Source organism: Pseudooctadecabacter sp., assembly GCF_020627745.1.
GTDB lineage: Bacteria > Pseudomonadota > Alphaproteobacteria > Rhodobacterales > Rhodobacteraceae > Octadecabacter.
On sequence record NZ_JAHDGE010000013.1, the window covers coordinates 25717 to 51513 of the forward strand.

Annotated in this window: 24 protein-coding genes; 11 read left to right on the forward strand and 13 right to left on the reverse strand. The window is 61.8% G+C overall.

Features of this window, described 5'->3' with window-relative positions; translation table 11 throughout:
- Positions 1-6: 6 nt before the first annotated feature.
- The 3 genes from QZ653_RS07495 to QZ653_RS07505 form a co-directional block, all read right to left on the reverse strand.
- Positions 7-645, reverse strand: a complete 639-nt coding sequence (locus QZ653_RS07495; protein WP_296419094.1) for an SDR family NAD(P)-dependent oxidoreductase — start codon at positions 643-645, stop codon at positions 7-9.
- Positions 645-1061, reverse strand: a complete 417-nt coding sequence (locus QZ653_RS07500) for a DUF1178 family protein (RefSeq protein ID WP_296419096.1) — start codon at positions 1059-1061, stop codon at positions 645-647. Before QZ653_RS07500 ends, QZ653_RS07495 begins: the two co-directional genes overlap by 1 nt.
- Before the next feature lie 75 nt (positions 1062-1136).
- On the reverse strand, positions 1137-1601 hold the full coding sequence (locus tag QZ653_RS07505) for an NUDIX hydrolase (RefSeq protein WP_366933063.1): 465 nt from the start codon (positions 1599-1601) through the stop codon (positions 1137-1139).
- 82 nt (positions 1602-1683) lie between these two features.
- Between QZ653_RS07505 and modA the strand changes: the two genes are divergently transcribed.
- From modA to modC, 3 genes are read left to right on the forward strand one after another with little or no spacing between them, the layout of a single operon-like run.
- Complete coding sequence (gene modA, locus QZ653_RS07510; protein WP_296419098.1) at positions 1684-2418, forward strand: molybdate ABC transporter substrate-binding protein; 735 nt, start codon at positions 1684-1686, stop codon at positions 2416-2418.
- Entirely contained in the window at positions 2415-3110 is a 696-nt protein-coding gene (gene modB / locus QZ653_RS07515) for a molybdate ABC transporter permease subunit (protein ID WP_296419099.1), read from the forward strand. Before modA ends, modB begins: the two co-directional genes overlap by 4 nt.
- Positions 3110-4147 (forward strand): molybdenum ABC transporter ATP-binding protein, encoded by a 1038-nt coding sequence (modC, locus tag QZ653_RS07520; protein ID WP_296419101.1) that lies wholly within the window; start codon positions 3110-3112, stop codon positions 4145-4147. Before modB ends, modC begins: the two co-directional genes overlap by 1 nt.
- Here modC and QZ653_RS07525 read toward each other — a convergent pair.
- From QZ653_RS07525 to QZ653_RS07555, 7 genes are all read right to left on the reverse strand, one after another.
- Entirely contained in the window at positions 4140-5153 is a 1014-nt protein-coding gene (locus QZ653_RS07525; protein WP_296419148.1) for a P1 family peptidase, read from the reverse strand. The two genes, modC and QZ653_RS07525, sit on opposite strands and share 8 nt — an antisense overlap.
- A gap of 4 nt (positions 5154-5157) precedes the next feature.
- Positions 5158-6600, reverse strand: a complete 1443-nt coding sequence (locus QZ653_RS07530; RefSeq protein ID WP_296419102.1) for an aldehyde dehydrogenase family protein — start codon at positions 6598-6600, stop codon at positions 5158-5160.
- Between the two features lies 1 nt (position 6601).
- Positions 6602-8191: an ABC transporter ATP-binding protein gene (locus QZ653_RS07535; protein WP_296419104.1), complete on the reverse strand. Its 1590-nt coding sequence runs from the start codon at positions 8189-8191 to the stop codon at positions 6602-6604.
- Positions 8188-9003, reverse strand: a complete 816-nt coding sequence (locus tag QZ653_RS07540) for an ABC transporter permease (RefSeq protein WP_296419106.1) — start codon at positions 9001-9003, stop codon at positions 8188-8190. Before QZ653_RS07540 ends, QZ653_RS07535 begins: the two co-directional genes overlap by 4 nt.
- The gene (locus QZ653_RS07545; RefSeq protein WP_296419108.1) at positions 9000-9944 is read right to left on the reverse strand and encodes an ABC transporter permease; all 945 of its coding nucleotides are present in this window, start codon (positions 9942-9944) and stop codon (positions 9000-9002) included. Before QZ653_RS07545 ends, QZ653_RS07540 begins: the two co-directional genes overlap by 4 nt.
- 160 nt (positions 9945-10104) lie before the next feature.
- Positions 10105-11580, reverse strand: coding sequence for an ABC transporter substrate-binding protein (locus QZ653_RS07550; protein WP_296419110.1), 1476 nt, complete (start codon positions 11578-11580; stop codon positions 10105-10107).
- A gap of 88 nt (positions 11581-11668) precedes the next feature.
- Positions 11669-12958 (reverse strand): acetylornithine deacetylase/succinyl-diaminopimelate desuccinylase family protein, encoded by a 1290-nt coding sequence (locus QZ653_RS07555; protein ID WP_296419111.1) that lies wholly within the window; start codon positions 12956-12958, stop codon positions 11669-11671.
- 164 nt (positions 12959-13122) lie between these two features.
- On the opposite strand from QZ653_RS07555, the gene QZ653_RS07560 reads away from it, so the two are divergent.
- The 8 genes from QZ653_RS07560 (at position 13123) to QZ653_RS07595 (ending at position 22517) form a co-directional block, all read left to right on the forward strand.
- On the forward strand, positions 13123-14703 hold the full coding sequence (locus QZ653_RS07560) for an ABC transporter substrate-binding protein (protein WP_296419114.1): 1581 nt from the start codon (positions 13123-13125) through the stop codon (positions 14701-14703).
- 23 nt (positions 14704-14726) lie between these two features.
- Positions 14727-15698, forward strand: coding sequence for an ABC transporter permease (locus tag QZ653_RS07565; protein WP_296419117.1), 972 nt, complete (start codon positions 14727-14729; stop codon positions 15696-15698).
- Positions 15698-16603: an ABC transporter permease gene (locus QZ653_RS07570; RefSeq protein WP_296419119.1), complete on the forward strand. Its 906-nt coding sequence runs from the start codon at positions 15698-15700 to the stop codon at positions 16601-16603. The genes QZ653_RS07565 and QZ653_RS07570 overlap by 1 nt, the downstream gene beginning before the upstream one ends.
- Positions 16603-18300 (forward strand): dipeptide ABC transporter ATP-binding protein, encoded by a 1698-nt coding sequence (locus QZ653_RS07575; protein ID WP_296419120.1) that lies wholly within the window; start codon positions 16603-16605, stop codon positions 18298-18300. Before QZ653_RS07570 ends, QZ653_RS07575 begins: the two co-directional genes overlap by 1 nt.
- A gap of 318 nt (positions 18301-18618) precedes the next feature.
- Positions 18619-19554 (forward strand): substrate-binding domain-containing protein, encoded by a 936-nt coding sequence (locus tag QZ653_RS07580; protein WP_296419122.1) that lies wholly within the window; start codon positions 18619-18621, stop codon positions 19552-19554.
- A gap of 92 nt (positions 19555-19646) precedes the next feature.
- A complete protein-coding gene (locus QZ653_RS07585) occupies positions 19647-20726 on the forward strand; it encodes an ABC transporter permease (protein WP_296419124.1) in 1080 nt (359 codons plus the stop codon).
- A gap of 11 nt (positions 20727-20737) precedes the next feature.
- Complete coding sequence (locus QZ653_RS07590) at positions 20738-21511, forward strand: ATP-binding cassette domain-containing protein (protein WP_296419126.1); 774 nt, start codon at positions 20738-20740, stop codon at positions 21509-21511.
- Position 21512: 1 nt separating this feature from the next.
- On the forward strand, positions 21513-22517 hold the full coding sequence (locus tag QZ653_RS07595; RefSeq protein ID WP_296419128.1) for a LacI family DNA-binding transcriptional regulator: 1005 nt from the start codon (positions 21513-21515) through the stop codon (positions 22515-22517).
- 4 nt (positions 22518-22521) lie between these two features.
- On the opposite strand, the gene QZ653_RS07600 is transcribed toward QZ653_RS07595, so the two are convergent.
- From QZ653_RS07600 to QZ653_RS07610, 3 genes are all read right to left on the reverse strand, one after another.
- Entirely contained in the window at positions 22522-23655 is a 1134-nt protein-coding gene (locus QZ653_RS07600; protein ID WP_296419130.1) for a Gfo/Idh/MocA family protein, read from the reverse strand.
- Between the two features lie 73 nt (positions 23656-23728).
- Positions 23729-24616 (reverse strand): TIM barrel protein, encoded by an 888-nt coding sequence (locus QZ653_RS07605; protein ID WP_296419132.1) that lies wholly within the window; start codon positions 24614-24616, stop codon positions 23729-23731.
- A gap of 13 nt (positions 24617-24629) precedes the next feature.
- Positions 24630-25730: a Gfo/Idh/MocA family protein gene (locus QZ653_RS07610; RefSeq protein ID WP_296419133.1), complete on the reverse strand. Its 1101-nt coding sequence runs from the start codon at positions 25728-25730 to the stop codon at positions 24630-24632.
- Positions 25731-25797: the final 67 nt, after the last annotated feature.

Consider the following 25797-nt stretch of genomic DNA (forward strand, 5'->3'; position numbering starts at 1 on the left):
CACGGATCAAGCGGGATGGGCTTGGCCGTCGTAGGTTTCAAACAGCCCCGTGTTGGTGATGTTCAGCGCGTCAAAACGGGCGATCAGCCCTGCGGCGCTGTCCTCAGGCGAGACGGCGGCGGAGGCACCGCCCATATCCGTGCGCACCCAGCCGGGGTGATAGGCCCCCACGGCCACGCCATCTGACCTAAGGTCCGTGGCCAGATTGAACGCCAAATTCGTCGCTGCAGCCTTGGACGCGCGGTAGATATAGCCACCACCGGAGGCTTTGGTCGACGCGCCCATCTGGCTTGAGATGATGGCGATTTTACCCTTGGCCGCCCGCAAATTCGGCAGCAAAGCCTGCACCGTCAGGAACACGCCTGTTACGTTGATCGCGAAAACCTCTGCCCACATGTCGGCAGGAAAACCCGTGCTCAGGTCTTCGCCCCGATCCGGGAAGACGCCGGCATTGCACACCAGCAAATCCAGCGGTTTGTCACCAAAGGCATCGGCCATGGCGCGGATGGACGCCGCATCAGACACATCCACCGCGATATCGCGCCCGTATCGCGCCACAGCCGTGACCGTATCGCCCCGCGCCTCAAGCTGTGCGGTCATCTGTGCGCCAATGCCGCGGCTCGCCCCTGTGATCAAAACCTGCATTAGTTCGTCTTTCGTTTGGGCATAAAGGGAAGGGGGGCCACGGGGATCCCGTCCTCGATCAGCTTTTTGGCGTCGTCCAACTTGGCCTCACCGTAGATGGCCCGTTCAGGGGCATCACCGTCATGCATTTTGCGCGCTTCGGTGGCAAAGGACATGCCGACGTAGTCGCTGTTGTCCTCGACGTGTTTGCGCATTTTTGTCACTGCGTCCTCGGCGTCCGACATCGGGGCTGCCAAGTCCGCTGTGTTGGATTTCGCGGGCACGGACGGGGCCATAAGGCTGCGTGTCACCTGTGCCGACCCGCAGACCGCGCAGGCCAGATGACCGGCCTTTTCCAGCGCATCAAACGCGGACGAGGATGCGAACCAGCTTTCGAACCGGTGGTCTTGGTCGCAGGTGAGGGTGTAGCGGATCAATGATAGCCCCTTTGGTCTGCCCAATAGATAGGGCGCGACCGATGGCAGAGCAATATGGCGCGGTCCTGTCGGGTGTTAGGCAGGCTGAAAGCGCAGGATAATTTCACCCAGTTCCGCATCGCTGACCATGGCGGCGGCTTTCTTGCGCGACACCCACTTGCGCTGACGTTCCTTTTTCTCGGGCCAGCGGCTGTGTACCTTTTTGACCTTGAGGGCGTAAAGAACCGCCATGCAGGGCAATTCGTCCTCCGTGCGGACCTTGTAATAGCTGAACACGCCTACGGGCTGGGGCGATATTTTGCCTTCGACGCCCGCCTCTTCAAAGGCTTCGGTTGCGGCGGCGTCCATGGGGGTTTCGCCATTCATCGGCCAGCCTTTGGGCACGATCCAGCGGCCCGACCGGCGCGAGGTGACCAGACAGAATTGCAGTTTATCGTTCTTGATGCGGTAGCACAGCGCCGCAAACTGGGTGCGAAGATCGGTTTTGGCGGCATCGCCCAAATCAATCTCTTGCTGTTGCAAACCTTTCATGTTTGCCATGGGTACGGTTCTTCTTCTTAACTCTTTTTGGCGTCCTCAATGCCTTCAACCTAGACTGGTGCCCTCAAAATTGCAACGAATCGTGCAAAAACTCCTTTATTTGCTGTGCGCGGCGGGTCTTTTGACGGGCGCTGCGGCGGCGGAGCCTATCACCGTCTTCGCCGCCTCGTCGCTGCGCGATGCGGTTGAGGAGATGGCCGAAGATTTTGAGGCCGCAACGGGGGCCGATGTGGTGACGGTCTATGCCGCAAGTTCCGCGCTTGCGCGGCAGGTGGCCTTGGGCGCGCCTGCGGATGTGGTGTTGCTGGCGGACCGCGATTGGGCCGATTGGCTGGTGTCCGAAGGGGTCGTGTCGCAGGCACAGGATTTTGCCTCCAACCGGTTGGTCCTGTTGACCCGAGACGGACAAGCCGTTGATGACATGTCGGAATTTCCCGACATTTTGGACGACGGCCTGCTCGCCATGGCCCAGATTGAGGCTGTCCCCGCAGGACGATACGGACGTCAGGCGCTGGGGGAGCTGGGCCTGTGGTCCACCCTTGAGGCGCGCGTCATTCAGGCCGCCAATGTCCGCGCCGCCCTGCGTTTTGTCGACCTTGGTGAGGCCACCTATGGCATCGGCTACGCCAGCGATCTGGTGGCCTTTCCGACCTTGGTTGAGGCCTATGCCTTCCCCACCGACAGTCACATTCCGATCACCTATGCCGGCGCGGCCGTCACCATGGAGGGGGCGGCGATGATGGCCTTTGTGCTGTCGCCTGACGGACAATCCGTTCTTGCACGATGGGGCTTTTTGCCCCCGCCGGAGGGATCATGACCGATTGGCTGGGCCCTGCGGAATGGACTGCGTTGTGGCTGTCCCTGAAGGTCGCGTTCTGGGCGACTTTGTTCAGCCTGCCGGTGGGCTTTGGTGTGGCCTATGCCCTGTCACGGGGCGATTTCTGGGGGCGTCAGGCGCTGAACGTGCTGGTGCATTTGCCGCTTGTCATGCCGCCGGTGGTCACGGGCTATCTGCTGCTGTTGGGCTTTGGCCGCACCGGCCCGTTGGGTGAGGCGTTTGAGGCGCTGTTCGGTCTGGTCTTTGCCTTTCGCTGGACGGGGGCCGCATTGGCCGCCGCAATCATGGGTTTTCCGCTGATGGTCCGTGCGATCCGATTGTCGCTGGACGCCATTGATCCGGGGTTGGAGGAGGCCGCAAGCGGGCTGGGTGCCACGCGCCTGCGGGTGTTGCGGACGGTGACCTTGCCACTGGCCTGGCCTGGCATTTTGGCGGGGGCGGTGTTGGGCTTTGCCAAAGGCATGGGCGAGTTTGGCGCGACGGTGACGTTTGTGTCCAACATTCCCGGTCAGACGCAAACGCTGGCACTGTCCATCGACACGCTGCTTGAAGTTCCGGGGGGTGAACCTTTGGCCCTGCGCCTTGCGGTCGTGTCCATCGCCATCGCTGCCGTCGCCCTGATGGTGTCCGAGGGTTTGGCCAGCCGCGCTGCGCGGCGCAGGGGGCGGTGATGTTGCAGGTGGATGTCCGCAAAACCTTTGACGCCTTCACGCTTGACGCCGCGTTCGATGTGCCTGCGGGGATCACGGCGGTTTTTGGCCCCTCAGGGTCGGGCAAGACCAGCCTGATCCGCGCCATTGCGGGCTTTCTGCGGTGCGATCAAAACACCGTCACCCTTGATGGCCGCGCCCTGTCCGCCTTGCCGCCGCACCGGCGCAACATCGGATACGTCTACCAAGACGCCCGTCTTTTTCCGCATATGACGGTCCTGCAAAACCTGCGCTACGGGGGCCGCGTGGATGAGGAGAAGATCATCGCGCTGCTGGGGCTTGAGGCGCTGTTGGATCGCACCCCAGCCACCTTGTCAGGGGGCGAAGCGCAGCGCGTGGCCTTGGGCCGTGCTCTGATGTCGGGGCCGGATGTGTTGCTGTTGGATGAACCCCTGTCGGCATTGGACGCGCCGCGCAAGGCGGAGGTCCTGCCCTATCTTGAGGCGCTGCGCGACCAGACCGCAATCCCGATGCTTTACGTCAGCCATGACATGGCCGAGGTCGCACGCCTTGCCGGCCAGATCGTCGTGTTGGACCGGGGTCAGATCGTGGTGTCGGGGCCGGTCGATCGCGTGCTGTCGGACCCCGCTGCCGTGCCCTTCATCGGTGTGCAGGACGCAGGTGCCGTCTTGACGGGCCGTGTGGTGGGCCATGCGGATGATGGTCTGACCAAGGTTGAAACCGACGCCGGTGCCCTTTGGGTGCCCGGCCCCGTAGGCCGCGCGGGGGGCACCGTGCGCGTGCGGGTGCCCGCGCAGGACGTGATCCTGTCGCGCACAGCGCCTGAGGGGATGTCGGCGCTCAATATCTTGGCCGTGCAGATTTCTGCGGTGGATCAGGGGCAAGGCAATGGTGTGGTTGTGGGACTGCAAGCCGGTGAAGCGCGGCTGCTTGCGCGGGTGACACAGCGGTCGGCCAAGGCCATGGGCTTGGCTGTGGGCGAGCGCATCTATGCGATCGTGAAAACCACAGCCATCGCCTCTGCCCGCGTCAGTTAGCGGCCCCATAGGTCGGGATCAGGTCGCCCGCGGCCGGTGTCGCCGCATAAACCGCACGCGCAATCGCGCGGCTGAGGCAGGTGGCAGCTGCCGCCCCCACAGGCGCATAGCCCGCCACATCCAAGGGCGCGCCGGTGCCCGTGGACACGCCAAACACCAAATCCCCATCAAGTGGCGTATGGGACGGTACAATCGCGCGGGCCATCCCGTCATGGGCGTTGACCGCCAGCCTGTGACATTGGGTTTTTGTCAGCGGCGCATCGGTGGCGACAATGGCGATTGTCGTGTTTGCCCCTTTGGCGGCGTGCAGGCCCATGGCCTGTTCTTTCAGGCTGGGGTCAGGCGTGGTGTAGGCCACATCGGGGTCCGGGCCGAACCCGCCAAACTCATCGCCCATCTCGAACGGGGCGGCCCAGAAATGACGGTCGCCGGGTGTCGTGACCGACCCCAACGCGTTGACCACCACCAGCGCACCGACCGTCGTGCCATCCGGCAAAACCACCGAGGCGGACCCCAGCCCGCCTTTCTGACGCGCAGCCATGGCCCCCGTGCCCGCACCGGCGGTGCCAATGGCAAAGTCGACCCCAGCCGCATTGTACGCAGCACGCCCCAAATCCGGATAGGGGTTGGCCCCCCACGCCTTGTCGCCCCCGTTGATCAGGTCAAACACGATGGCACCTGGTACAATCGGCACGGTCACATTGCCCACCGCAAAACCGCGTCCGGCGTCTCGCAGGGCGTCGGCCACGCCCGAACAGGCGTCCAGACCAAAGGCGGACCCGCCCGACAGCACCAGCGCGTCCACCTGTTGGACGGTCTTGTCGGGGGCCAGAAGGTCCGTTTCCCGCGTGCCGGGCCCACCACCCATCACATGGACCGACGCCGTAAACGGCACGTCCCCCAGCAACACCGTGCTGCCGGATTTCAGGGTTTCGTCCTGTGCATTCCCCACCGTCAGGCCGGACACATCGGTGATCAGGTTTCGGGGGCCGGTGGTGTAGGTCATTGTGTCATCCATGATAGGCCGCAACGGTTTTGAGGGTGGAAAAGCCGTAGAGCGCTTCGAACCCTTTTTCGCGACCATGGCCTGATTTGCCCACGCCGCCAAAGGGCAATTCCACACCGCCGCCTGCGCCGTAGTTGTTGATAAAGACCTGACCGGACTTCAGCGCCCGCGCCAGCCGCATCTGTCGCGCGCCGTTTTCCGACCAGACGGAGGCCACGAGGCCAAAGTCGGTTCCGTTTGCGATTTCAACGGCTTGGGCTTCATCATCAAAGGGAATGAGGACCTGCACAGGTCCAAAGATTTCGCGCTGGGCTAAGGCGTGATCCGGGGGCACGTCGTCAAACAATGTGGGCGCCACATAGTGCCCCGCCGCGTCGGTGACGATCTGGCCTTGGGCCGCGATGGTCAGGTCCGCACCTTGATCCAAAAACCCCTCAACGATGGATTTTTGTTTGGCTGAGATCAGCGGGCCCACGTTGAAATCCTCAAGCGCGGGGCCTGTGCGCAGGCGTCGGTAGGCGTCGGCCATGCGGTCGCGGACACGGGCGTAAATGCCGCGCTGCACCAAGATGCGCGAGGAGGCAGAGCAGGTCTGGCCTGCGTTCTGAATACCCGCGTTCACAAGAAACGGCAGGGCACGGTCCAGATCGGCGTCATCAAACACCAGTTGCGGGGATTTGCCGCCCAGTTCCAGCGTGACGGGGATGACGTTTTTGGCGGCAGCGGCCTGTATTGCTTCGCCCGTTGCGACAGATCCCGTGAAGGACATGTGCTGGATGCCGGGATGTGCGGCGAGGGCCGCACCGGCCTCTGCCCCCAGCCCCGTGACCACGTTCAGCGCCCCGTCAGGCAGGCCCGCGTCTGTGGCGATCTGGGCGAAGGCCAGTGCCGTCAGGCAGGCGTCTTCGGCGGGTTTCAGAACGCAGGCATTGCCCATGGCCAGCGCCGCCCCGACGGAGCGTCCGATGATCTGCATGGGGTAGTTCCACGGGATGATATGGCCTGTGACGCCATGGGGTTCGCGCAGGGTATAAACGGTGTAGCCGTCCAGATAAGGGATGGTTTCGCCTGTGATTTTATCCGCCGCCCCGCCGTAGAATTCCAGATAGCGGGCCAGCGCCACAGCGTCTGCACGCGCCTGCGTCAGCGGCTTGCCCACGTCGCGGGATTCGAGCTGGGCCAGCGTATCAACATGGGTCAACACGGCCTGCCCGATGCGGGTGAGGATGCGGCCCCGGTCCAGCGCGGTCATGGCGCCCCACGCACCGTCACGGGCTGTCTGGGCGGCGGCCACCGCACGGTCGATGTCGGCGGCGGTGCCGCGTCCGATGGTGGTCAGCGGGCTGTTGTCGGAGGGGTCGGTCACGGGGAGCGTATCTGCGGCCTGCACCCATGCGCCCCCGATCAGGTGGTGGGCTTGGGGGATGTTAAAGGGGGTCAGCGGCATATCAAACCTCAGCAAAATCGGGGAGGTGCGGGGCGGCGGCCAGCAACTCTTTGGTGTAGGGATGTTGGGGGGTGTCGTAGACTTGGGCGGTTGGTCCGTCCTCAACAATGCGGCCCTTTTGCATGACCAGAACACGGTCGGTCACAGCGCGAACGACGTGCAGATCGTGAGAGATAAAGAGATAGGCCAGCCGCCGCTTTGTCCCAAGATCGGCAATCAGATCAAGGATTTGCGCTCGCACGGAGACATCAAGGGCCGAGACGGCTTCGTCGAAAATGATCAAATCCGGCTGGGTGATCAGCGCACGGGCAATGGCGATGCGCTGACGTTGGCCGCCGGAAAATTCGTGGATGTATTTGTCGGCATCAGACGGGGTGAGGCCCACGTCGGTCAGGGCCTGCGCGATCAGGTCAGGGCCGTTTGGTGGCTTGGTTTCCAGCAGGTGCCACGGTTCCGACACCAGCCGCCCCACGCGGTGGCGCGGGTTGAACGACCCATAGGGGTCTTGGAACACCACCTGCATCTTGCGCCGCACGGTCAGGTTGGGGCGGTTGCCGGTAAACACCGGATCACCGTCGAGTGTGATGGTCCCCGCCTGCACATCCTCCAACCCCAGAATGGCCCGTGTGAGGGTGGATTTGCCGCAGCCGGATTCCCCCACAAGGCCCACGCGCTCCCCCGGTGCAATCGTCAGGCTGACGTTATCAAGGGCGCGGAAATGGGCGCGGCGGCCTAGGATAGTCTGGCGCGGCAGGGGATAGGTGCGGGTGACGTTTTGAACGACGAGGCCGGGGGTGGCGGGTGTCTGGCTGGCGTATGGCTCTCGTGTGGCTGGCTGATGGCTGGACGCGGCCAGAAGGGCCTTGGTGTAGGGGTGCTGTGTCTGGGTCAGCACGCGGGTCGCGGGGCCGCTTTCCACCACGCGGCCTTTTTTCATGACAGTGATCGTATCCGCCACATCGGCCACCACGGCGAGGTCATGGGTGATCAGGATCAACCCCATCTGAAATTCATTCACCAGCGATTGCAGCAGGGTCAGGATGCGCGCCTGCGTGGTCACATCCAGCGCCGTTGTGGGTTCATCCGCGATCAGCAGCTTGGGACGCAGGGCGATGGCCATGGCAATCACAACGCGCTGGCGCTGGCCGCCGGAAAGTTCATGCGGATAGCGGTCGGGCGGCACATCCAGCCCCACGCGTTTCAGCATCGTCGCGGCCTGCGCCATGGCGTCGGTTTTTGAAGCTTTGGTGTGGATGCGGATGGTTTCGGCCACTTGGCTGCCGATGGTGTGCACCGGGTTCAGCGCGGTCATGGGTTCTTGGAACACCATGCCGATGTCATTGCCACGGATGTCACACAAGTCCGGTTCGGATGTTTGCAGCAGGTCGCCGCCTTCGAAGGTAATCGTGCCGGTGGTGTTGGCGCCCTTGGGCAACAGGCCCATGATGGCCAGCGCCGTCATGGATTTGCCGGACCCGCTTTCGCCCGTGATGGCGGTGATCTTGCCCGCCTCAACGGTCAGGTCCACGTCATGAAGGATCGGGTGGGGGCCGATATTGAGGGTCAGGTTCTTCACGCCGAGCAGGGTCATGTGCGGTCCACCCTCAGGCGCGGGTCAAGCCAATCGCGTAACCCGTCGCCCAACAGGTTCAGCCCCAGCACCATGGCGATGATCGTACAGCCGGGGATCAGCGCGGTGTGCGGGGCGATCGCCGTCAGGGTCTGGGCATCGGCCAGCATCCGGCCCCAGCTGGCTGTGGGCGGCTGCGCGCCAAGACCGATATAGGACAGCGCGGCCTCAGCCAGAATACCAAGGCTGAACTGGATGGTGCCTTGGACGATCATCAGGTTGGTGATGTTGGGCAGGATATGTTCGGCGGAGATGCGGGCAGGGCCTTTGCCCGCCACGCGGGCGGCGAGGATGAAATCGCGTTCCCACAGCGGCAGGGCCGCACCACGGCTGAGGCGCGCAAAGACGGGGATGTTGAAGATGCCGATGGCGATGATCGCATTGGTGGCCGACGCGCCGTAGACGGCGGTGATCAGGATGGCGATAACAAGGCTGGGGAAGGCGAAGACCAGATCATTGCCGCGCATAATGACTTCGTCCAACCACGTTCCCCGCCGGGCGGCGGCCAGCAGGCCAAGGGGCACACCCGCCGCGATGCCGATGCCCACGGCCAGCAGCGCCACGGCAATAGAGGTGCGCGCGCCCATCATGATCATGCTGAGGATGTCGCGCCCGAATTGGTCAGTGCCCAGCAGGTAGGTGGCATTGGGGCGTTGCAGTTTGTTGGGAATATCGAGGGACTGGATGTCATAGGGCGTCCAGACAAACGACAGCGCGGCCAGCGCAAGGAACAGCGCCGTAAGTGCTGCCCCGATGTAGAACGACAGTTTCATGCGCGCCGCCTGAGGCGCGGGTCGACAGCGGCATAGGCCAGATCGACGGCGAAATTCACCACGATGACGGTGAAGACCAACAGCATCACCACACTTTCCACCACAATCAAATCACGGGCGGAGATGCTTTGGAAAATGAGCCGTCCGAGGCCGGGCAAAAAGAACACCTGTTCGATGATGATGCCACCGGCCAGCAGGAAGGAGAATTGCAAGCCAATGATGGTGAGCACCGGGATCAGCGCATTGCGCACAGCGTGCCGCCAGAGCGCTTGGCGGCGGCTGAGGCCCTTGGCGCGGGCAGTGCGGATAAAATCCTCCCCCAGCATATCCAGCAAGGACGAGCGCATGACACGGGCCAGAATAGCGGCCTGCGGCAGGGCGAGCGCTATGGCAGGCAGGGTGAGGGATTTGAGCGCCAGCGCGGGGTCCTCCCACCCCGGAAAACCACCGGCGGAAAACCAACGCAGATTGATCGCAAAGATCAGCACAAGGATCATAGCGAACCAGAAATTGGGGATGGCCACGCCCAGCTGCGTGGCCCCCATGATGGTGACATCCGCAGGCCCGCCGCGACGGGATGCGGCAATGATGCCTGCGGGAAAGGCAATAAGGGTGGACAGCGTCAGCGCGTAGATCGCCAGCGGCAGGGACACCCAGATGCGGTCGGCCACCAGATCGGCCACGGGGGTCTTGTAGGTCCACGACGTGCCAAGGTCGCCGGTCAGCAGGCCGGTGACCCAGTTGAGATAGCGCACGGGCAGCGGGTCATTCAGACCCATCTGGTCACGCAGGGCGGCCAGCGTGTCTTCGCGGGCGTTGACGCCCAACATGAAGGACGCAGGATCGCCGGGGATGACTTCGATCACGGCAAAGATCACGATGGAGGCGGCGATGAGGCTGAGGATGAGGGACGCAAGGCGACCGGCGGTGTAGCGGATCATGGACGGATCTGCGCCTGCGGCGAATGGGGGGCCAAAATTCCGGAATTTTGGCGCGGCAAGAGGGGGGCGCTGCCCCCGTCGCGTGACCGCGCCTCCCCCGGAGTATTGAGGGCAAAACGAAACAGGGCGGCGGGGTGGCACCGCCCTGTCTGATGCTTGTTCATTCGGACCAAGATACGCCTGTCAGATCAACAGCCGCTGTGGGCTGGTCCGTCCACAGGCCATTCAGGCCGGCCTGCGCCACTGTGGGCACGGCGAGCTGGAAGAGGTAGCCGTTGACATAATCCTCGGAAATGATGGTCTGGGCTGCCGCCATCAGTTCGGAGCGCATAGCGGGATCCGTGGTCGCGTTCAGCTTTTCCATCACCGCCTGGAAGACGATGTTGTCGTACTGGAAATAGTAGTCCGGGTTCGCATAGATGCCGATATCCATGGGTTCGGTGTGGCTCACGATGGTCAGGCCGAAGTCCTTGGCTTTGAACACCTCTTCGAGCCATTGGGCCCATTCGAGGTTGGTAATCTCAGCCTCGATCCCGACCTCACGCAGCTGGGCTGCGATGATTTCCCCGCCACGGCGCGCGTAAGACGGGGGCGGCAGTTTCAGTGTCGTGGTGAAGCCGTCGGCAAAGCCCGCTTCGGCCAGCAGTTCGCGGGCGCGGTCGGGATCGTGGGGGGAGTTGCCCAACAGATCCACGTAGTCGGGGTTGTGAGGGGCAAAGTGCGTGCCGATGGGCGTGCCGTAGCCGAACATCGCGCCGTCGATGATGGCTTGGCGGTCGATGGCCAATGCCACGGCTTCACGCACCAGCACATTGTCGAAGGGCGGCATCTGGTTGTTGGTGGACAGGATCGTCTCACCTTCGGTGTTGCCGACGAGCACTTGGAACCGTGGGTCCGCTTCAAACTGGGGAAGATTTTCGGGGGCGGGGAAGCCCACGAAGACGTCCACGTCTTCGGCCATCACCGCCGCAAACGCAGCCGTCGGGTCGGAGATGAAGCGGAAGGTCGCGGTTTCCAACGCCGGGGCATCACCCCAATATGCGTCATTGCGGGTGAGTTCCAGACGGTCGCCCTGCACCCAGTCGGTGAAGGTGAACGCACCGGTGCCCACGGGGTTGGAGGCGATGGTTTCGATGCTTTCGGGGGCCACGATCACGGCGTCACCCCAAGCCATATTAAACAGGAACGACCCGTTTTGTTGGGACAAGGTCACTTCGACCGTTTGGGGGTCGATCACTGTGACCTCTGCGATGTCAGCGAAGAGGCCCTTCTGGGCATTCGTGCTGTCCTCGGCGCGGGCGCGGTCGAGGGAGAATTTGACATCTTCGGCGTCCATTGCTGTGCCGTCATGGAAGGTCACGCCTGAGCGCAGGGCGAAGGTGTAGGTCAGCCCGTCTTCGGAAATGTCCCAGCTTTCCGCCAGGCCCGGCACGACGGAGCCGTCGGCCATGAAACGCGTCAGGCCCTCGAACACGTTGGAATACAGAACGCTGTCGATGGCTTGGGCGGCGCCCCCCGTCGGGTCAAGGTTTGGCGGCTCAAGCTGGATGGCGACGGTGATGTCGGTCTGGGCGGTTGCGGTCGTCGCCATCAGGGCGAAGGCTGACACGGCAGTCAGGCGGGTGAGAAAGGTCATGGTAGGTCCCCTGTTTTCGATTGCGCACAGTCTTTACGTGCAGGCGCGGAAATTCAAGCAGTTGGTTCGTGTGACGTTGGGCGCGGCCTTACGGCAAAAGAATGGTCGTAAGGCTGAGCGCCATGACCTTGGCGGAGGCCACCATATCGGCCACGTCGATATATTCATCGGGTTTATGGGCCAGTTCCAGAATGCCCGGCCCATAGGCGATGCAGTTTTTCAGCCGCCCGATCCGGTCAATGTGTTTTTGGTCGTAGGTGCCGGGGGAGGCCACGTAGTCGGGCGTCTTGCCCATCACGTCGCGGATGGCCTGTGTCACGGTTTGGACCACGGGCGCGTGTTTGTCTGTCATCGAGGGCAGGACGGAATTGAGTTCGCGCAGGGCGTAGGTGAAATTCGGCCGGTCGGATTTAAGTCCCTCCAACATCGCTGTGATTTCTCCGCGCACGGTGTCGAGGGGCTCTTCGACGAGAAAGCGGCGGTCGATGACGATGCGGCAGCTGTCCGGCACGCAATGGGCGGGCAGGCCGGTAAAGTCATCGGCCTGTTCGGCCTGACCGCCGTGGATGGAATTGATGTTCATGGTGGATTGCCGCGCGCCTTCGGGGACGACGGGCATATCTGTGCGGCGCTTGGCCATGGCGGGGAACAGCTCGGCCTCGAATTTCTCGAGCACGGCCCCCATGTGACGCACCGCGCAATCGCCCAAGAACGGCATGGAGCCATGGGCAATTTCGCCAAAGGTTTCGATTTCGGCCCACCAGCCGCCACGATGGCCCAGACAGATGCGGTCATGGCCTAGCGGTTCGGGAATGATCACGTGTTGCACGCGCGTAGGGTCAAAATAGCCCTGTTCGGCCAGATAGGCGACACCGCCGTAGCCGCCTGATTCCTCATCCGCCGTGCCGGAAATTTCGATGGCACCCGCGAAGTCGGGATATTCTTCCAAGAACGCTTCGGCGGCGATGACGGAGGTGGCAAGGCCCCCTTTCATATCGCAGGCCCCGCGCCCGTAGACGCGTCCGTCGATGAGGGCGCCGCCAAAAGGATCTTGCGTCCAGCCTTGGCCGACCTCAACCACATCCGTATGGCTGTTGAAATGCACGGTGTCGCCGGGGGACGTGCCCTCGCGGCGGGCGACGATGTTCCAGCGGGGGTATCTGTCGCTGTCACCGGGGGTGCCGTGGGCGCGGATCAGTTGGGTGGCAAAGCCCGCAGCGCCCAAGCGACGGTCGAGATAATCGCAGATGTCGCGGTAGCAATCACCCGGTGGATTCAGTGTCGGAATGCGGATCAGATCCTGTGTCAGCGCGATCAGGTCGTCGGTTTTTGCATCTATGCGCGCCAGCAGGGCGCTGTGGGGATCAGGAGGGGTCATCGGGTCAGACTGGCGCGGAACGGCTGGCGCTGCAAGCGGCAGCGCGGCAGAACGTTTAGCCGATTTGCTAAGCGATCAAACTTTCTACAAATGCGGTGCGGCGGCTTGACGCGGGGGGGAAACACGCCACTCTTTCCCGAAAGTCTGACCTTGGAGGGATCACTATGACGCGACGCAATCTTGGCACAACGGCATTGATGGGGGCGGCGTTTGCAACGTTTGCCATGGGGGCTCATGCGGAAACCCTGCGCTGGGCATCCACGACCGACCCGCAGACAATGGACCCCCATGCGGTCAATTCCGCACCGGTTCTGTCCTTTTTGAACAACGTCTATGAAGGTCTGGTGCGCCGTGGTGAGGACATGTCGATCGAGCCGTCCTTGGCCACATCGTGGGAACCGCTGGAGGGCGAAAACGGCTGGCGTTTCACGCTGCGTGAAGGCGTGACCTTTCAGGACGGGTCGGATTTCACCGCCGAAGACGTGTTGTTTTCGTACCAGCGCGCATCTGATGAGGCCGCTGATGTGCGGTCGTGGTTCGCGCCTGTAAGTGACGTGCGGGTGGTCGATGACTTCACGATTGATTTTGTGACCACAGCGCCGAACCCGCTGTTTCCCGACAGCATCGCGAACTTCATGATCCTCGACAAAGACTGGGCCGAAGGCAACGATGCCGCCTTGCCTGCGCGCGACGCGGAAAACTTTGCGACCATGAACGTCAACGGCACAGGGCCCTTCACGCTGGCCGGTCGTGACCCTGGTGTCCGCACCGTTCTGGTCCCGTTTGAGGGCTGGTGGGACGACGCCCAGCACAATGTGACCGAGGCCGTGTTTACGCCCATCGGCAATTCCGCGACCGGATTGGCAGCCCTTCTGTCAGGTGAGATTGATTTTATCCAGCCGATCCCCTTGCAGGACGTGGCGCAGGTCGAGGGCCGCGACGGGTTCAAGGTGCTGGAAGGCGAGGAAACCCGCGTGATCATGTTCGGCTTTGGTCATGAACATGATGCGCTTCTCTATTCCGCAGACGTGACCGACGCCAATCCGTTCCAAGACCCACGTGTGCGACTGGCCGCCGCCCACGCGCTGGACATTGACAGCATCGACCGCGTGTTGTTCCGTGGCAAGATCGAGGCCGCCAACCAGTTGGTGCCCGAAGGCATTTCCGGCTATTCGGAGGCCAACACCGACCGTCCCGCCTATGATCCCGACCGCGCCCGCGAACTGCTGGCCGAGGCGGGCTATCCTGACGGGTTCTCCTTTGGTCTGAAGTGCACGAACGACCGCTACATCAACGATGAGGCGCTGTGCCGTGCGGCGGCGTCGATGTTCGCAGCTGTGGGTCTGGATGCGGAGCTGACGACAGGCCCCGTGCGCGATTACTGGACGCAGTTGCGTGAGGACGATTTCGATATGTACCTGCTGGGCTGGTCGCCCGGCACCTTCGACATGGAACACCCCATTCGTTTCCTGATGCATTCTCAGGATGATGAGGCCAAGCTGGGGTCGTGGAACTTCGGCAATTATTCAAACGCGCGCGTGGATGAATTGCTGCCGATGATCCAGCAAGAGATCGACCCCGCCGCCCGTCAGGCGATGATCGACGAGGTCGTGGCGATCACGCAAGAGGAGGTCGCCTATATCCCGCTCTATACCCAGCCGCTGATCTGGGCTGCCAAGGACAATATCGATCTGGTGCAACGTGCGGACAACTTCTTCATGTTGCGGTGGGTCACGGTCAACTGACCGGATAGAAAAGCAAACAGGCGATGGTCTATTTCATCCTCAAACGGCTGGTTCAGTCGGTCTTTGTGATGCTGGCCGTCGCCTTTTTGGCGTTTTCGCTGTTCCGGTTCGTGGGCGATCCGGTCAGCCAGATGACGGGGGTGGAAACCTCTGTCGCGGATCAGGAAAAGCTGCGCGACGATCTGGGGTTGAATGACCCGTTTGTTGTGCAATTTTATCGGTTCACGACCGATCTGTTGCAGGGCGATTTCGGGTTTTCCTACCGCACGCGCCAGCCTGTGGCGGATATGATCGCGGACCGGATTCCCGCGACGTTGGAATTAGGGATTGTGGCGCTGCTGATATCGCTCATCGTGGGGATACCGGCGGGGGTCTATACCGCGCTCAGGCCGAGGGGCGTGGCCACGCAGGCCATTTTGATGACCACGTTGGTGGGCGTGTCGATCCCCACCTTTGTCATTGGCATCATGTTGATTTTCATCTTCGGGGTGCAGCTGGGCTGGTTGCCGACCTTTGGGCGCAGTGGCACGGTGCAGATCGGCGGCTGGGAAAGTTCGCTGTTCACCATCGAAGGATGGCGGTCGCTGCTGCTGCCGGCGATCACGCTGGGGGTCTATCAACTGACCCTGACCATGCGCCTTGTGCGCGCCGAGATGATGGAGGTTATGCGGTCCGACTACATCCGGTTCGGCATGGCGCGCGGGGTGCCCATGGGGCGGCTGCATTACCGTCACGCGCTGGCCAATACGATGGTGCCGGTGATTACCATTATCGGGTTGCAGTTCGGCGGCGTCATCGCCTTTTCCATCGTCACCGAAAGCGTCTTTCAATGGCCCGGCATGGGGCTGCTGTTTCTGGAATCCATCCGCTTTGTCGATATCCCTGTCATGGGCGTCTATCTGGTCGTCATCGCGTTTTTCTTTGTGTTGGTGAACTTGGTCGTGGACCTGCTTTACGTGGCCATTGACCCGCGCTTGCGGGTGAGGGACGTGTGATGGTGGACTGGCTCAAACGCCGCGAAGGGGTGTGGTTGTTCGTTCATTCCCCCGCTGCGATTGTTGCGGCGATTGTGGCGCTTGCGATCATTCTGGGGGCGGTCTTCGCGCCGTGGATTGCGCAAGTCGACCCCTATGATTTGTCGTCGTTCAGCCTGTTTGACGGGCTGCTGCCGCCTGTGTGGGAAGACGGCGCGAACCCCAAGTACCTGCTGGGCACGGACGATCAGGGGCGGGATATGATCTCGTCGATCCTGTACGGGGCACGACTGTCGCTGGTCATCGGGATTTCCGCGCTGACCATTGCCGCCGTATTGGGGGTGGGGCTGGGCCTTGCCGCAGGGTTCTACGGCGGACGGTTTGACGCGGTGGTCATGCGGATTGCCGATGTGCAGCTGGCGCTGCCCGCGATCCTGACGGCACTGTTGATTGACGGCATCGCGCGGGGCGTGTTGCCTGCATCGGTGCAGGCGGACCTGCGGGTCGCGGTGCTGACGCTGGCGATTGCGTTGTCGCTTTGGGTGAATTTTGCACGCACGGCGCGGGCGTCCACCTTTGTGCAGATGCAAAAGGAATACGTGCAGGCGGCGATCATGATGGGCCAGCGGCCCGTGCGGATCATGTTTGTGCACATTCTGCCCAACATCCTTGGGCCTTTGCTGGTGATCATGACCGTCGATCTGGCCAGCGCCATCTTGCTGGAGGCCACACTGTCGTTCCTTGGCATCGGCCTGCCTGCGGACAGCCCCAGCCTTGGCACGCTGATCCGCATCGGAATGCAGTTCTTGCTGTCGGGGGAATGGTGGATTTTGTGGATTCCGACGCTGTTTCTGGTCGCCTTGGTCGTGTCCATTAACATCCTTGGCGACTTCCTGCGCGATGTCTTTAACCCGAGGCTGCGCTGATGTTGGTGATCAAGGATCTGGCCGTAAAGTTCCCGTCGCGGTTTGGCGATTTTACCGCGATTGAGGACGTGGATATGGTCATCCGTCCCGGTGAAATTCACGGGTTGGTGGGGGAAAGCGGTGCGGGGAAATCGACCGTTGGGGCCGCCGTCATCGGGCTGTTGTCCAGCCCCGGATATATCGCGGGGGGTGAGATTTCGCTGGGTGACACCGACCTTCGCACGCTGACCCCGTCCGAGGCCCACGCCGTGCGCGGCGACCGGATTTCGATGATCTTTCAGGACCCGCAGACATCCCTCAACCCGCTGATGACGATTGAAGATCAGCTGATTGAGACCATTCAGGCCCATTCCGATGTGACCCATGCAGAGGCCCTTAAACGCGCCGTTGATTTATTGGAGGAGATCGGGATTAAGGATGCGGCCAAACGCATCAAGGCCTATCCGCACCAGTTTTCGGGGGGCATGCGCCAGCGGGTCGTGATCGCTCTGGCCATTTGCACGGACCCCGAACTGATTATCGCGGATGAACCCACAACGGCGCTGGATGTTGCGGTGCAATCCCAAGTGCTGGACCTGATCAAACGATTGGCGCGGGACCGCGATATCGCCTTCATGCTGATCACCCACGACATCGGCGTGATTGCGCAAGTGGCCGACCGCGTGACGGTCATGCGCCATGGCAAAGTCATGGAAAGCGGGGAGACGCGGCAGGTGCTGGGCGCGCCGGAACACCCCTATACCCGCGCGCTGATGGATGCGGTCCCGCCGCTGGACCGCCGGATTGATCGGTTTCGCGTGCCCGAAGAGGCGCCGATTGCGGGCGATGGCCCGACGGGGAACCTGGCGGAAGACTGGTTGCTGGAGGGCCAACGGTCCGACCTGTTGGGCCTGAAACTCACCGACCTGACCGTCACCTTTGCCGCCCCGCGCACGTCGATTTTCCGCAAACCGGACCCTTACGTGGCCCTAGATAACGTGAGCCTGACGGTGCGTCCCGGCACGATTATGGGGCTGGTGGGTGAAAGCGGGTCGGGCAAATCCACGCTCGCCAAGGCCATCACCGGGCTGGTCAGCCCTGCGTCCGGTGAGATGCGTTTAGGGGATGCGGAATTGCCCTATGGCAAGACACGCAGCCGCTATCACCCGTCGCGGCAACTGATCCAGATGGTGTTTCAGGACCCGTATTCGAGCCTGAATTCCCGCCACCGGATCGGGGATATCTTGGAGGAGCCTTTGTGGTTCTATGGGTTTGTCACCGAGAGGGCAGAGCGGCGGCGGCTGGCGGCGGCCATGCTGGAACTGGTGGGCATGGCGCCGGATGCGATTGACAAATACCCCCATCAGTTTTCGGGGGGTCAGCGGCAACGGATCGCTGTGGCGCGTGCGCTTTTGGCGCGGCCACGGTTCTTGATTTGTGACGAGCCGACGTCGGCGCTGGATGTGTCGATACAGGCGGAAATCCTGAACCTGCTAAAGGATTTGCAATCGACCTTTGGCCTGACGATCCTGTTCATCAGCCACAATCTGGCTGTGGTGCGCCAGATGGCCGATGACACGGCAGTGTTGCGGGCCGGACGGATCGAAGAGGTGTCTTCGACCGAGAACCTTTATGAAAACCCGCAGGCCGATTACACGCGGTCGCTGCTGTCGCTGACGCCGGTGATGCCCAAGGACTGGGTCGCGCGCGGGTCCTGATATCTGGACAGGACAGGCTGTCTGGTGGCCATGACACCCTTAATTTGCTGCGTATTCAAGGGCGTCCGTTGGGGCGAAACATTCTTTCAACATAATTCTTGCAACCGGTTGCAAACTCTCTAGAGTGATCAGTGGCGAAAGTGGGAATCGCTTAGTGCCGCGGCGAGGAGGCCGCAGCATTCAGGGAACGAACATCAGGTTGGGAGACCTGAGATGTCCGCTTTCAACATGAAACGGCCTTGTCATGCGCAGGTGTGGCAGGGCTCCGGTGAGATCAAAAATGAGGCGCGCCGGACGCCTGTTCCTAGGGAGGACACCATGAACAAACTTATCCTTGCGACCGGTATCACGGCACTGATGGCAACATCCGCCATGGCCCAGACCATCGGCGCATCCATTGCCCGTTTTGACGACAACGGCCTGACCATCATGCGCAACGGCATGACCGACCACATCGGCACGCTGGACGGTGTTGAACTGCAGATGGAAGACGCCCAGGACGACGTGGCGCGCCAGCTGGACCAGATCAACAACTTCATCGCCGCTGGCGTGGACGCGATCATCGTGAACGCTGTTGACACCAACGCGACCGAGGCAATGTCCAACGCAGCCGCCTCTGCCGGTGTGCCGCTGGTTTACGTCAACCGTCAGCCCATCAACATGGACACGTTGCCCGAAGGTCAGGCGTTTGTTGCGTCTAACGAGATCGAATCCGGCACGCTTCAGGCGTTCCAGATTTGCCGCAACCTGCGCGCTGAAGGCAAATCCGGTGGTGCAACCGGCTATCTGATGAACGGTCAGCTGTCCAACCAGGCCGCCGTGCAGCGGTCCAAGGACGTCTATGACGTGATCGGCATGGACATGTGTAACTTCATGACCCTGATCGACGAGCAGACAGCAAACTGGTCCCGCGACGAAGCACAAGACCTTATGACCAACTGGATGTCCTCCGGTGAGCCCTTCGATTTCGTCATCGCCAACAACGACGAAATGGCTGTGGGTGCGATCCAGGCCATGAAGGCAAACGGCATCGACATGGCTGACGTGCAGGTCGGTGGCGTGGACGCGACACCTGACGCGCTGGTGGCGATGTCTGCTGGTGATCTGGACGTGACCGTGTTCCAGGACCTTGCAGGTCAGGGCGCGGGCTCCATCGACACTGCGCTGGCGCTGGCCGCGGGTGAGGACGTGGACAAGACAGTCTTCATCCCGTTCATCCTGGTCACACCTGAGAACGCTGCTGAATACCAGTAAGCCTATCGGCACATGATCCGAGGCGGCGCGTTTCAGCGCCGCCTCACCCCATAAAATTCCCCGAAAAATGCTGAGGACATAAGGAGCAACCGATGGCGGATACGTCCCACGGAACAGGCGGGCTGACGTTCGACAAGACAAAGCGGTCCTTGCCCGGTGAGATCAACATCTTCCTGGCTTTGATCATCATTGTGGTGATCTTTGAGGTTCTGGGGCAGGTGCTGCCCTATATGAACGGGCAGAGCTTTCTGTTCGACACTCAAGACCGGTTCGACAGCATTTTCAACGAAGCGCGCTTGCGCATCATTATCCTTCAGGTGTCGATCATCGGCATCATCGCGCTGGGGGTCACACAGGTGATTATCCTCGGCGGGATTGATCTGTCTTCCGGCCCCTTGGTGGGGGCGACGGCGATGATCGTGATGTCCTTTGCGCAGACCGAACTGGTCAACGGCAACCCTAACCCCAAGGCGGTGTTTGATTGGGCTTTTGATCTGCCGGTGATCCTGCCGGTGCTGGTGGGCCTTGCCTTTGGTGCGTTCATCGGGGCGATCAACGGATCGCTCATTGCCTTCACCCGCATCCCGCCGTTCATCGCGACCTTGGGCATGTTCCTGATCTGTCGCGGCATCGCACAGGCGTGGACACGCGGCCAGCCGGTTTCCTTCCCGACAGAAAGCTACGCGACTTTGGGCAAATCCATGAATCCGGTGTTCTGGTTCATCGGCCTCGCCATCGTGCTCCACTTTGTGATGAAATATACGCTTTACGGCAAACACACCTATGCGATCGGATCAAACGAGGACGCAGCCCGGATGTCCGGCATCAACGTCCAGCGCCACAAGGTGCGGGTCTATATGGTGGCGTCGATGCTGGCGGCTTTTGCGGCGATCATCCTGTCGTCCAAGAACCTCACAGCGCAATCCGGCATGGGCATCTTTTACGAACTTTACGCCATCGCCATGGCCGTCATCGGGGGCGTGTCCCTGACCGGCGGGCGCGGGTCGATTGTGGGCACAGTGCTGGGGGCGATGGTCTTTGGCGTCATCCAGTCGGGCTTTACCTACGTCAAACTGGACGCCTTCTATCAGCTGATGGCCATGGGGGCGATCATCATCAGCGCCGTGGTCCTTGATAAAATGCGCCAAGAGCGCGCAACATCCAGACGTTAAGGGAGGCCGACATGGCAGATGTTATTCTTGAGACTAAAGGCCTGACCAAACACTATGGCGGGGTTCATGCCCTTGAGGGGGCGGATTTCCTCCTCCACAAGGGGGAACACGTGGCGATTATGGGCGACAACGGGGCGGGCAAATCTACCTTCGTGCGCCAGATCACCGGGGTCGAACAGCGCACCAGCGGCGACATCATCTTTGACGGCAAGCCGGTGCACTTTTCAGGCCCGATTGATGCCCGTGAGGCAGGGATCGAAACCGTGTTCCAGACGCTGGCCCTGGCCGACGATCTGGATGTGCCGGACAATCTGTTTCTGGGCCGCGAGATCACCAAATGGAACTGGCTGGGGCCGTTCCGCGTGCTGGACTACAAAGCCATGCGCGAGGCCACCATCGAAGGATTGCAGCGCACGGCGGTGAAAATCCCCAACATCCGCAACACGATCCAGAACATGTCGGGCGGCCAGCGACAGTGCGTGGCGATTGCACGGACGGCGACCTTTGCCTCCAAGCTGACGATCATGGACGAACCCACGGCGGCCTTGGGTGTGCAGGAAACCGAACAGGTGGAAAACATCATCCGCACCCTGAAAGAGGCGGGCGAGCCCCTGATCCTTGTCAGCCACAACATGCGGCAGGTCATGGACCTTATGGACCGGATCGTTGTATTCCGGCGCGGACGGATCGTTGCTGATCTGCGCAAGGAAGAAACGGACGGTCAGGACATCGTCGCCTATATCACGGGCGCGAAGACCCAGCCGCAATTTGAGGGCGCTGCCTAAGGTGGTTGTAACACTGAAAGATGTGGCCGAACGGGCAGGCGTATCCCGGTCGGCCGTATCACGAACCTTTACCGAAGGCGCATCCGTGTCCGCGCGGACCCGCGAAAAGGTGGAAAAGGCCGCATCGGCCTTGGGCTACAGCCCCAATGCTCTGGCCTCGTCGCTGACCACGGGGCGCACCAAGATGATCGGGGTTGTGTCGAACAACTTTCACAACCCGATCTTTTTGCAGGTCTTTGATCTGGTCACCAAAGAGCTTCAGAACCGCGGGCTGCGGCCCTTGCTGGTGAACCTCAGCGATGAAACGGACCCCGCGAAATCCTTAGCGATGCTGCGCCAGTATTCCGTGGATGGTGCGATTGTGGCATCCTCAACCCTGCCGGTCACCTTCGCAGAGGCCTTTCAGGAGGCCGGATTGACGGTGGTGCATCCATTCGGTCGTCAGACGGCGCACCCCAAGGTCACGACCATCGGCATCGACAATCACGCCGCGGGGGCGCTGGCGGCGTCCACTTTGATTGCACGGGGATATCGCCGGATCGCCTTTCTGGGTGGCCCCGAAAGCGCCACATCCACCCAAGACCGCCACGCGGGCTTCCTTGATGAGGTGGCGAAACATTCGGATGTGGAGGCCAGTGTCTCCTATGCCGCCAGCTATTCGTTCAACGGCGGGCGCGACGAGATGCAGCGCCTGATCGGCGCCGATCTGGCCGAGGCCTATTTCTGCGGCGATGATGTGGTTAGCATCGGCGCGCTGTCCGCATTGCAATCGGCAGGCATCGACGTGCCGGGGCAGGTGGGGCTGATCGGGTTGAATGACATGGAAATGGCCGGTTGGGCGAACATCAACCTGACGACCATTCACAACCCCATCGGGGACATCATCCGCGAAAGCGTCGATTTGATCGCCCAGCAGGTGGGCTGCGACCCGAGCCCGCCCGAAGGGCGTCTGCATTCAGGCTGGATCGTGGAACGCGGCACCCTGCGACCTTTGCCGCAGGGCTAGAAGTTTAGCGGAACATCGGCGGGCGGGCATCGACCCAGGCGCCGCCCTGTTTGGCCGAGGCCACCGATTGATGCACAGCCGCCATGGACCGCAGGCCGTCTTCGGCGGTGGGGTAGGCGCCATGGGCCTCGCCACGGATCGCGGCGGCCAGATCGACATAGATATTGGCCACTGCCATGGGGAAGCCTTCGGGGTGGGCGATGGCCACACGGCTGAGGCGGCTGGCCTCATCCGACAGGCCGCCTTCGCCCTTTTCCATGATCTGCGTGCGCCCGCCCACGGGCGTATACATCACTTGGTTGGGCTGTTCGGCCCACCATTTCAAACCACCCGTTTCGCCGAAGACCTGAATGTCGAAACCGTGCTGGCGGCCAATGGCCACGGATGAGGTCCAAAGCCGCCCCACGGTGCCGCCTTCCATGCGGAAGTTGACCATAGCGTCGTCTTCCAACTCGCGGCTGGCAATGGTTGAGGCAAAATCGGCAGACAGCGAAGCAACCTCATCGCCTGCAATGAAACTTGCCATGTGCATCGCATGGATGCCGCAATCGGCAAACTGGCCGGACGCACCGGCCATGGCCGGATCGTAACGCCAGCGCACGCGCGGGTTGTCGGCATCAGTGGCATCGCCGTGGTGGCCGTGGCTGAAATTGGCGACGATCAGACGGACCTTGCCAATCCCGCCCGAGGCCACCATGTGCCGCATTTCGCGCACCATGGGATAAGCGGAATAGCAATAGTTCACCGCACAGATTTTGCCTGTGGCCCGCGCGATCTTCACGATCTCCTCACCCTCTTCGACGGTCACGGTCATGGGCTTTTCACACAGTACATTGAACCCCGCCTCAAGGAAGGATTTGGTGATCTCGAAGTGGGTGGAATTGGGCGTGGCTACAGTCACCAGATCAACGCGGTCATCGCGCTTTTGCTCGCCCTCCAGCATCTCGCGCCAGTCGCCATAGGCGCGGTCGGCGGCCACCCCAAGACGCTGGGCATATTCACGCCCACGGTCCGCGTCGTGATCCAGCGCGCCTGCGGCCAGCACAAAGTTGCCATCGGCCTGTGCGCCCAAACGGTGCGCCGGCCCGATCTGGCTGCCTTCGCCGCCGCCAATCATGCCCCAGTTCAATCGTGTCATTCTCGGTCTCCCTCAGGGCGTGTCCCCTGCTTCATCTTGGTAAATACAACTCCCCCCGGAGGGTCGGTCTGCGTCAAAATCCGATGCTCTGCAAATAGGCGCGGTTCAGTTTGGCGTCGTGCAGGGGCGAGGTGTCGCCCTCTGGGTCGCAGTCCTGTTCCACCGTGCACCAGCCCTCAAATCCGGCATCCAGCAGCACCTGCCGCACGGCAGGGAAATCCACATCGCCGTCACCCAGATTGCAGAAAATGCCCTGACCGCAGGCTTCGTAGAAATCGGTGCGGTTGGCGACCACATGGGCCTTCACCGTGGGGTCGATGTCTTTGAAGTGCATGTAGCTGATGCGGTCGATGTGCTTTTTCATAAAGGCCACGGGGTCAAACCCCGCATAGGAATGATGGCCCGTGTCAAAACAGATTTTCAGAATGGCCTCGTCGACCTCACCCAGCAAACGTTCCAGTTCGGGTTCGAAATCAATGAAACCTGCGGCATGGGCGTGCATGCCCACGGTCAGACCGTATTCTTCAGCGCCCATTTTGGCGACGGTCGCGATGCGGTCGCGAAAGGCGGCCCATTCGGCGGCGTCCATCTGCTCGGCTTCATCCGCGCGGCCAGCGGTGGGCGCGCGACGGGGGGAGATGCTGTCGATCAGCACCAGATGCTGCGCGCCATGCGCCTTGAGGGCTTTGCAGGTGCGCACGGCCCCGTCCATCACATCATCCCAGGCGTCTGGGTCGTGAAACGGGCGGAAGACCACGCCGCCGACGAGTTCCTGATCGAATTCTTCCAGCGCATCCGCAAGGATCGCGGGGTCCTCGGGCATAAAGCCCACGGGGCCGAGCTCAATCCCCTTGAAACCTGCTTTGGCGTTTTCTTCCAAAACCTTGCGCCAAGCCGGGTTGCGGGGGTCGTCTGCGAATTCCACACCCCAGGAACAGGGCGCATTTCCGATTTTAATCATGTCTGTTGTACCTTTAGTAATCTGCGACGTTGACCCAAGTACCCGCAGCACTTGAGGCGAATGTGGCGGCCACGATGCGGTTGACCTCAAGCCCTTCGCGGAACGTGGGCCAGACGGGGCGCTTTTCGGCGATGGCTGTCAGGAAATCCTTGGCCTCGATGATGATCTGGTCCTGATAGCCGGTGCCGTGGCCCGGTCCCTGACAAAACGGCAGGTAATCGGGGTGTTCCGGCCCGGTGAGGATTTTGCGAAAGCCGCGTTCGGCCTCGGGCCCTTCGGTGGTGTACAGCCACAGGGCGTTCTGATCTTCCTGATCAAAGCGGATATGGCCGTGGGTGCCGTGGATTTCATAGGCGTAGCCCATCTTGCGGCCCGTGGCGACGCGGCTGAAGAACATGTGCCCCTGCACGCCGCTTTCAAAGGTGCACATCATCTGCGCCTGATCGTCGTTGGTGACAGGTTCACCGGCGCGGGTCGGGTGGACGGTTTGCACCATCGCGTTAAGCGTCGTGATCGGCCCCATCAAGGCGCGTGCGCAGTTGATCATGTGGGGGGCCAGATCGCCCATGCAGCCGTTGGCGGCGCCTTGTCCGCGCCAGCCGCCGATGTCTGGATCTGCGAAGAAATCTTCGGTCATTTCACCCCGAAACCACGTCACTTTGCCGATGCGGCCTTCGTCCAACAGCTTGCGCACGTATTGCGTGGCCGGGGTGCGCACGTAGTTGAAACCGACCATGTTGGCCACGCCCGCAGCCTCTGCTGCGTCCACCATCGACTGGCTTTGGGCCACGGATACGCCCAGCGGTTTTTCACACAGCACCGGTTTTCCGGCGGCAAAGGCGGCTAGTGCGATGTCGTGGTGGGTCGCTTGGGGGGAGGCGATGACAATGGCCTCAACCTCAGGGTCGGCCACCATGACACGCCAGTCGGATGTGGCCTTTTCGAAGCCGTACGTCTGGCGGTAGCGTTCGGCGCTTTCGTCGCTGGATGCGCAGATGTGCACCAGTTTCGGGCGCAGCGCGGTGTCGAAGACACTGGCCACGGCGGCAAAGGCCACGGAGTGCGCTTTGCCCATGTAACCGCCACCGACGACGCCAATTCCGATGTCTGTCATGATGCCCTCGATCCTACTTTGCAACCGGTTGCAAAATGCGTATCTGGCTTTGTGGTATCGGGTCAAT

Bases quoted from the DNA above. Each gene is read 5' to 3' on its own strand.
- QZ653_RS07550 (WP_296419110.1), bottom strand. From the start codon at position 11,580: ATGACCTTTCTCACCCGCCTGACTGCCGTGTCAGCCTTCGCCCTGATG.
- QZ653_RS07585 (WP_296419124.1), top strand. From the start codon at position 19,647: ATGGCGGATACGTCCCACGGAACAGGCGGGCTGACGTTCGACAAGACA.
- QZ653_RS07565 (WP_296419117.1), top strand. From the start codon at position 14,727: ATGGTCTATTTCATCCTCAAACGGCTGGTTCAGTCGGTCTTTGTGATG.
- modB (WP_296419099.1), top strand. From the start codon at position 2,415: ATGACCGATTGGCTGGGCCCTGCGGAATGGACTGCGTTGTGGCTGTCC.
- QZ653_RS07540 (WP_296419106.1), bottom strand. From the start codon at position 9,003: ATGAAACTGTCGTTCTACATCGGGGCAGCACTTACGGCGCTGTTCCTT.
- QZ653_RS07575 (WP_296419120.1), top strand. From the start codon at position 16,603: ATGTTGGTGATCAAGGATCTGGCCGTAAAGTTCCCGTCGCGGTTTGGC.
- QZ653_RS07555 (WP_296419111.1), bottom strand. From the start codon at position 12,958: ATGACCCCTCCTGATCCCCACAGCGCCCTGCTGGCGCGCATAGATGCA.
- QZ653_RS07530 (WP_296419102.1), bottom strand. From the start codon at position 6,600: ATGCCGCTGACCCCCTTTAACATCCCCCAAGCCCACCACCTGATCGGG.
- QZ653_RS07495 (WP_296419094.1), bottom strand. From the start codon at position 645: ATGCAGGTTTTGATCACAGGGGCGAGCCGCGGCATTGGCGCACAGATG.
- QZ653_RS07580 (WP_296419122.1), top strand. From the start codon at position 18,619: ATGAACAAACTTATCCTTGCGACCGGTATCACGGCACTGATGGCAACA.
- QZ653_RS07605 (WP_296419132.1), bottom strand. From the start codon at position 24,616: ATGATTAAAATCGGAAATGCGCCCTGTTCCTGGGGTGTGGAATTCGCA.
- QZ653_RS07545 (WP_296419108.1), bottom strand. From the start codon at position 9,944: ATGATCCGCTACACCGCCGGTCGCCTTGCGTCCCTCATCCTCAGCCTC.
- QZ653_RS07535 (WP_296419104.1), bottom strand. From the start codon at position 8,191: ATGACCCTGCTCGGCGTGAAGAACCTGACCCTCAATATCGGCCCCCAC.
- QZ653_RS07505 (WP_366933063.1), bottom strand. From the start codon at position 1,601: ATGGCAAACATGAAAGGTTTGCAACAGCAAGAGATTGATTTGGGCGAT.
- QZ653_RS07590 (WP_296419126.1), top strand. From the start codon at position 20,738: ATGGCAGATGTTATTCTTGAGACTAAAGGCCTGACCAAACACTATGGC.
- QZ653_RS07610 (WP_296419133.1), bottom strand. From the start codon at position 25,730: ATGACAGACATCGGAATTGGCGTCGTCGGTGGCGGTTACATGGGCAAA.
- QZ653_RS07525 (WP_296419148.1), bottom strand. From the start codon at position 5,153: ATGACCTACACCACCGGCCCCCGAAACCTGATCACCGATGTGTCCGGC.
- modC (WP_296419101.1), top strand. From the start codon at position 3,110: ATGTTGCAGGTGGATGTCCGCAAAACCTTTGACGCCTTCACGCTTGAC.
- QZ653_RS07560 (WP_296419114.1), top strand. From the start codon at position 13,123: ATGACGCGACGCAATCTTGGCACAACGGCATTGATGGGGGCGGCGTTT.
- QZ653_RS07600 (WP_296419130.1), bottom strand. From the start codon at position 23,655: ATGACACGATTGAACTGGGGCATGATTGGCGGCGGCGAAGGCAGCCAG.
- QZ653_RS07570 (WP_296419119.1), top strand. From the start codon at position 15,698: ATGGTGGACTGGCTCAAACGCCGCGAAGGGGTGTGGTTGTTCGTTCAT.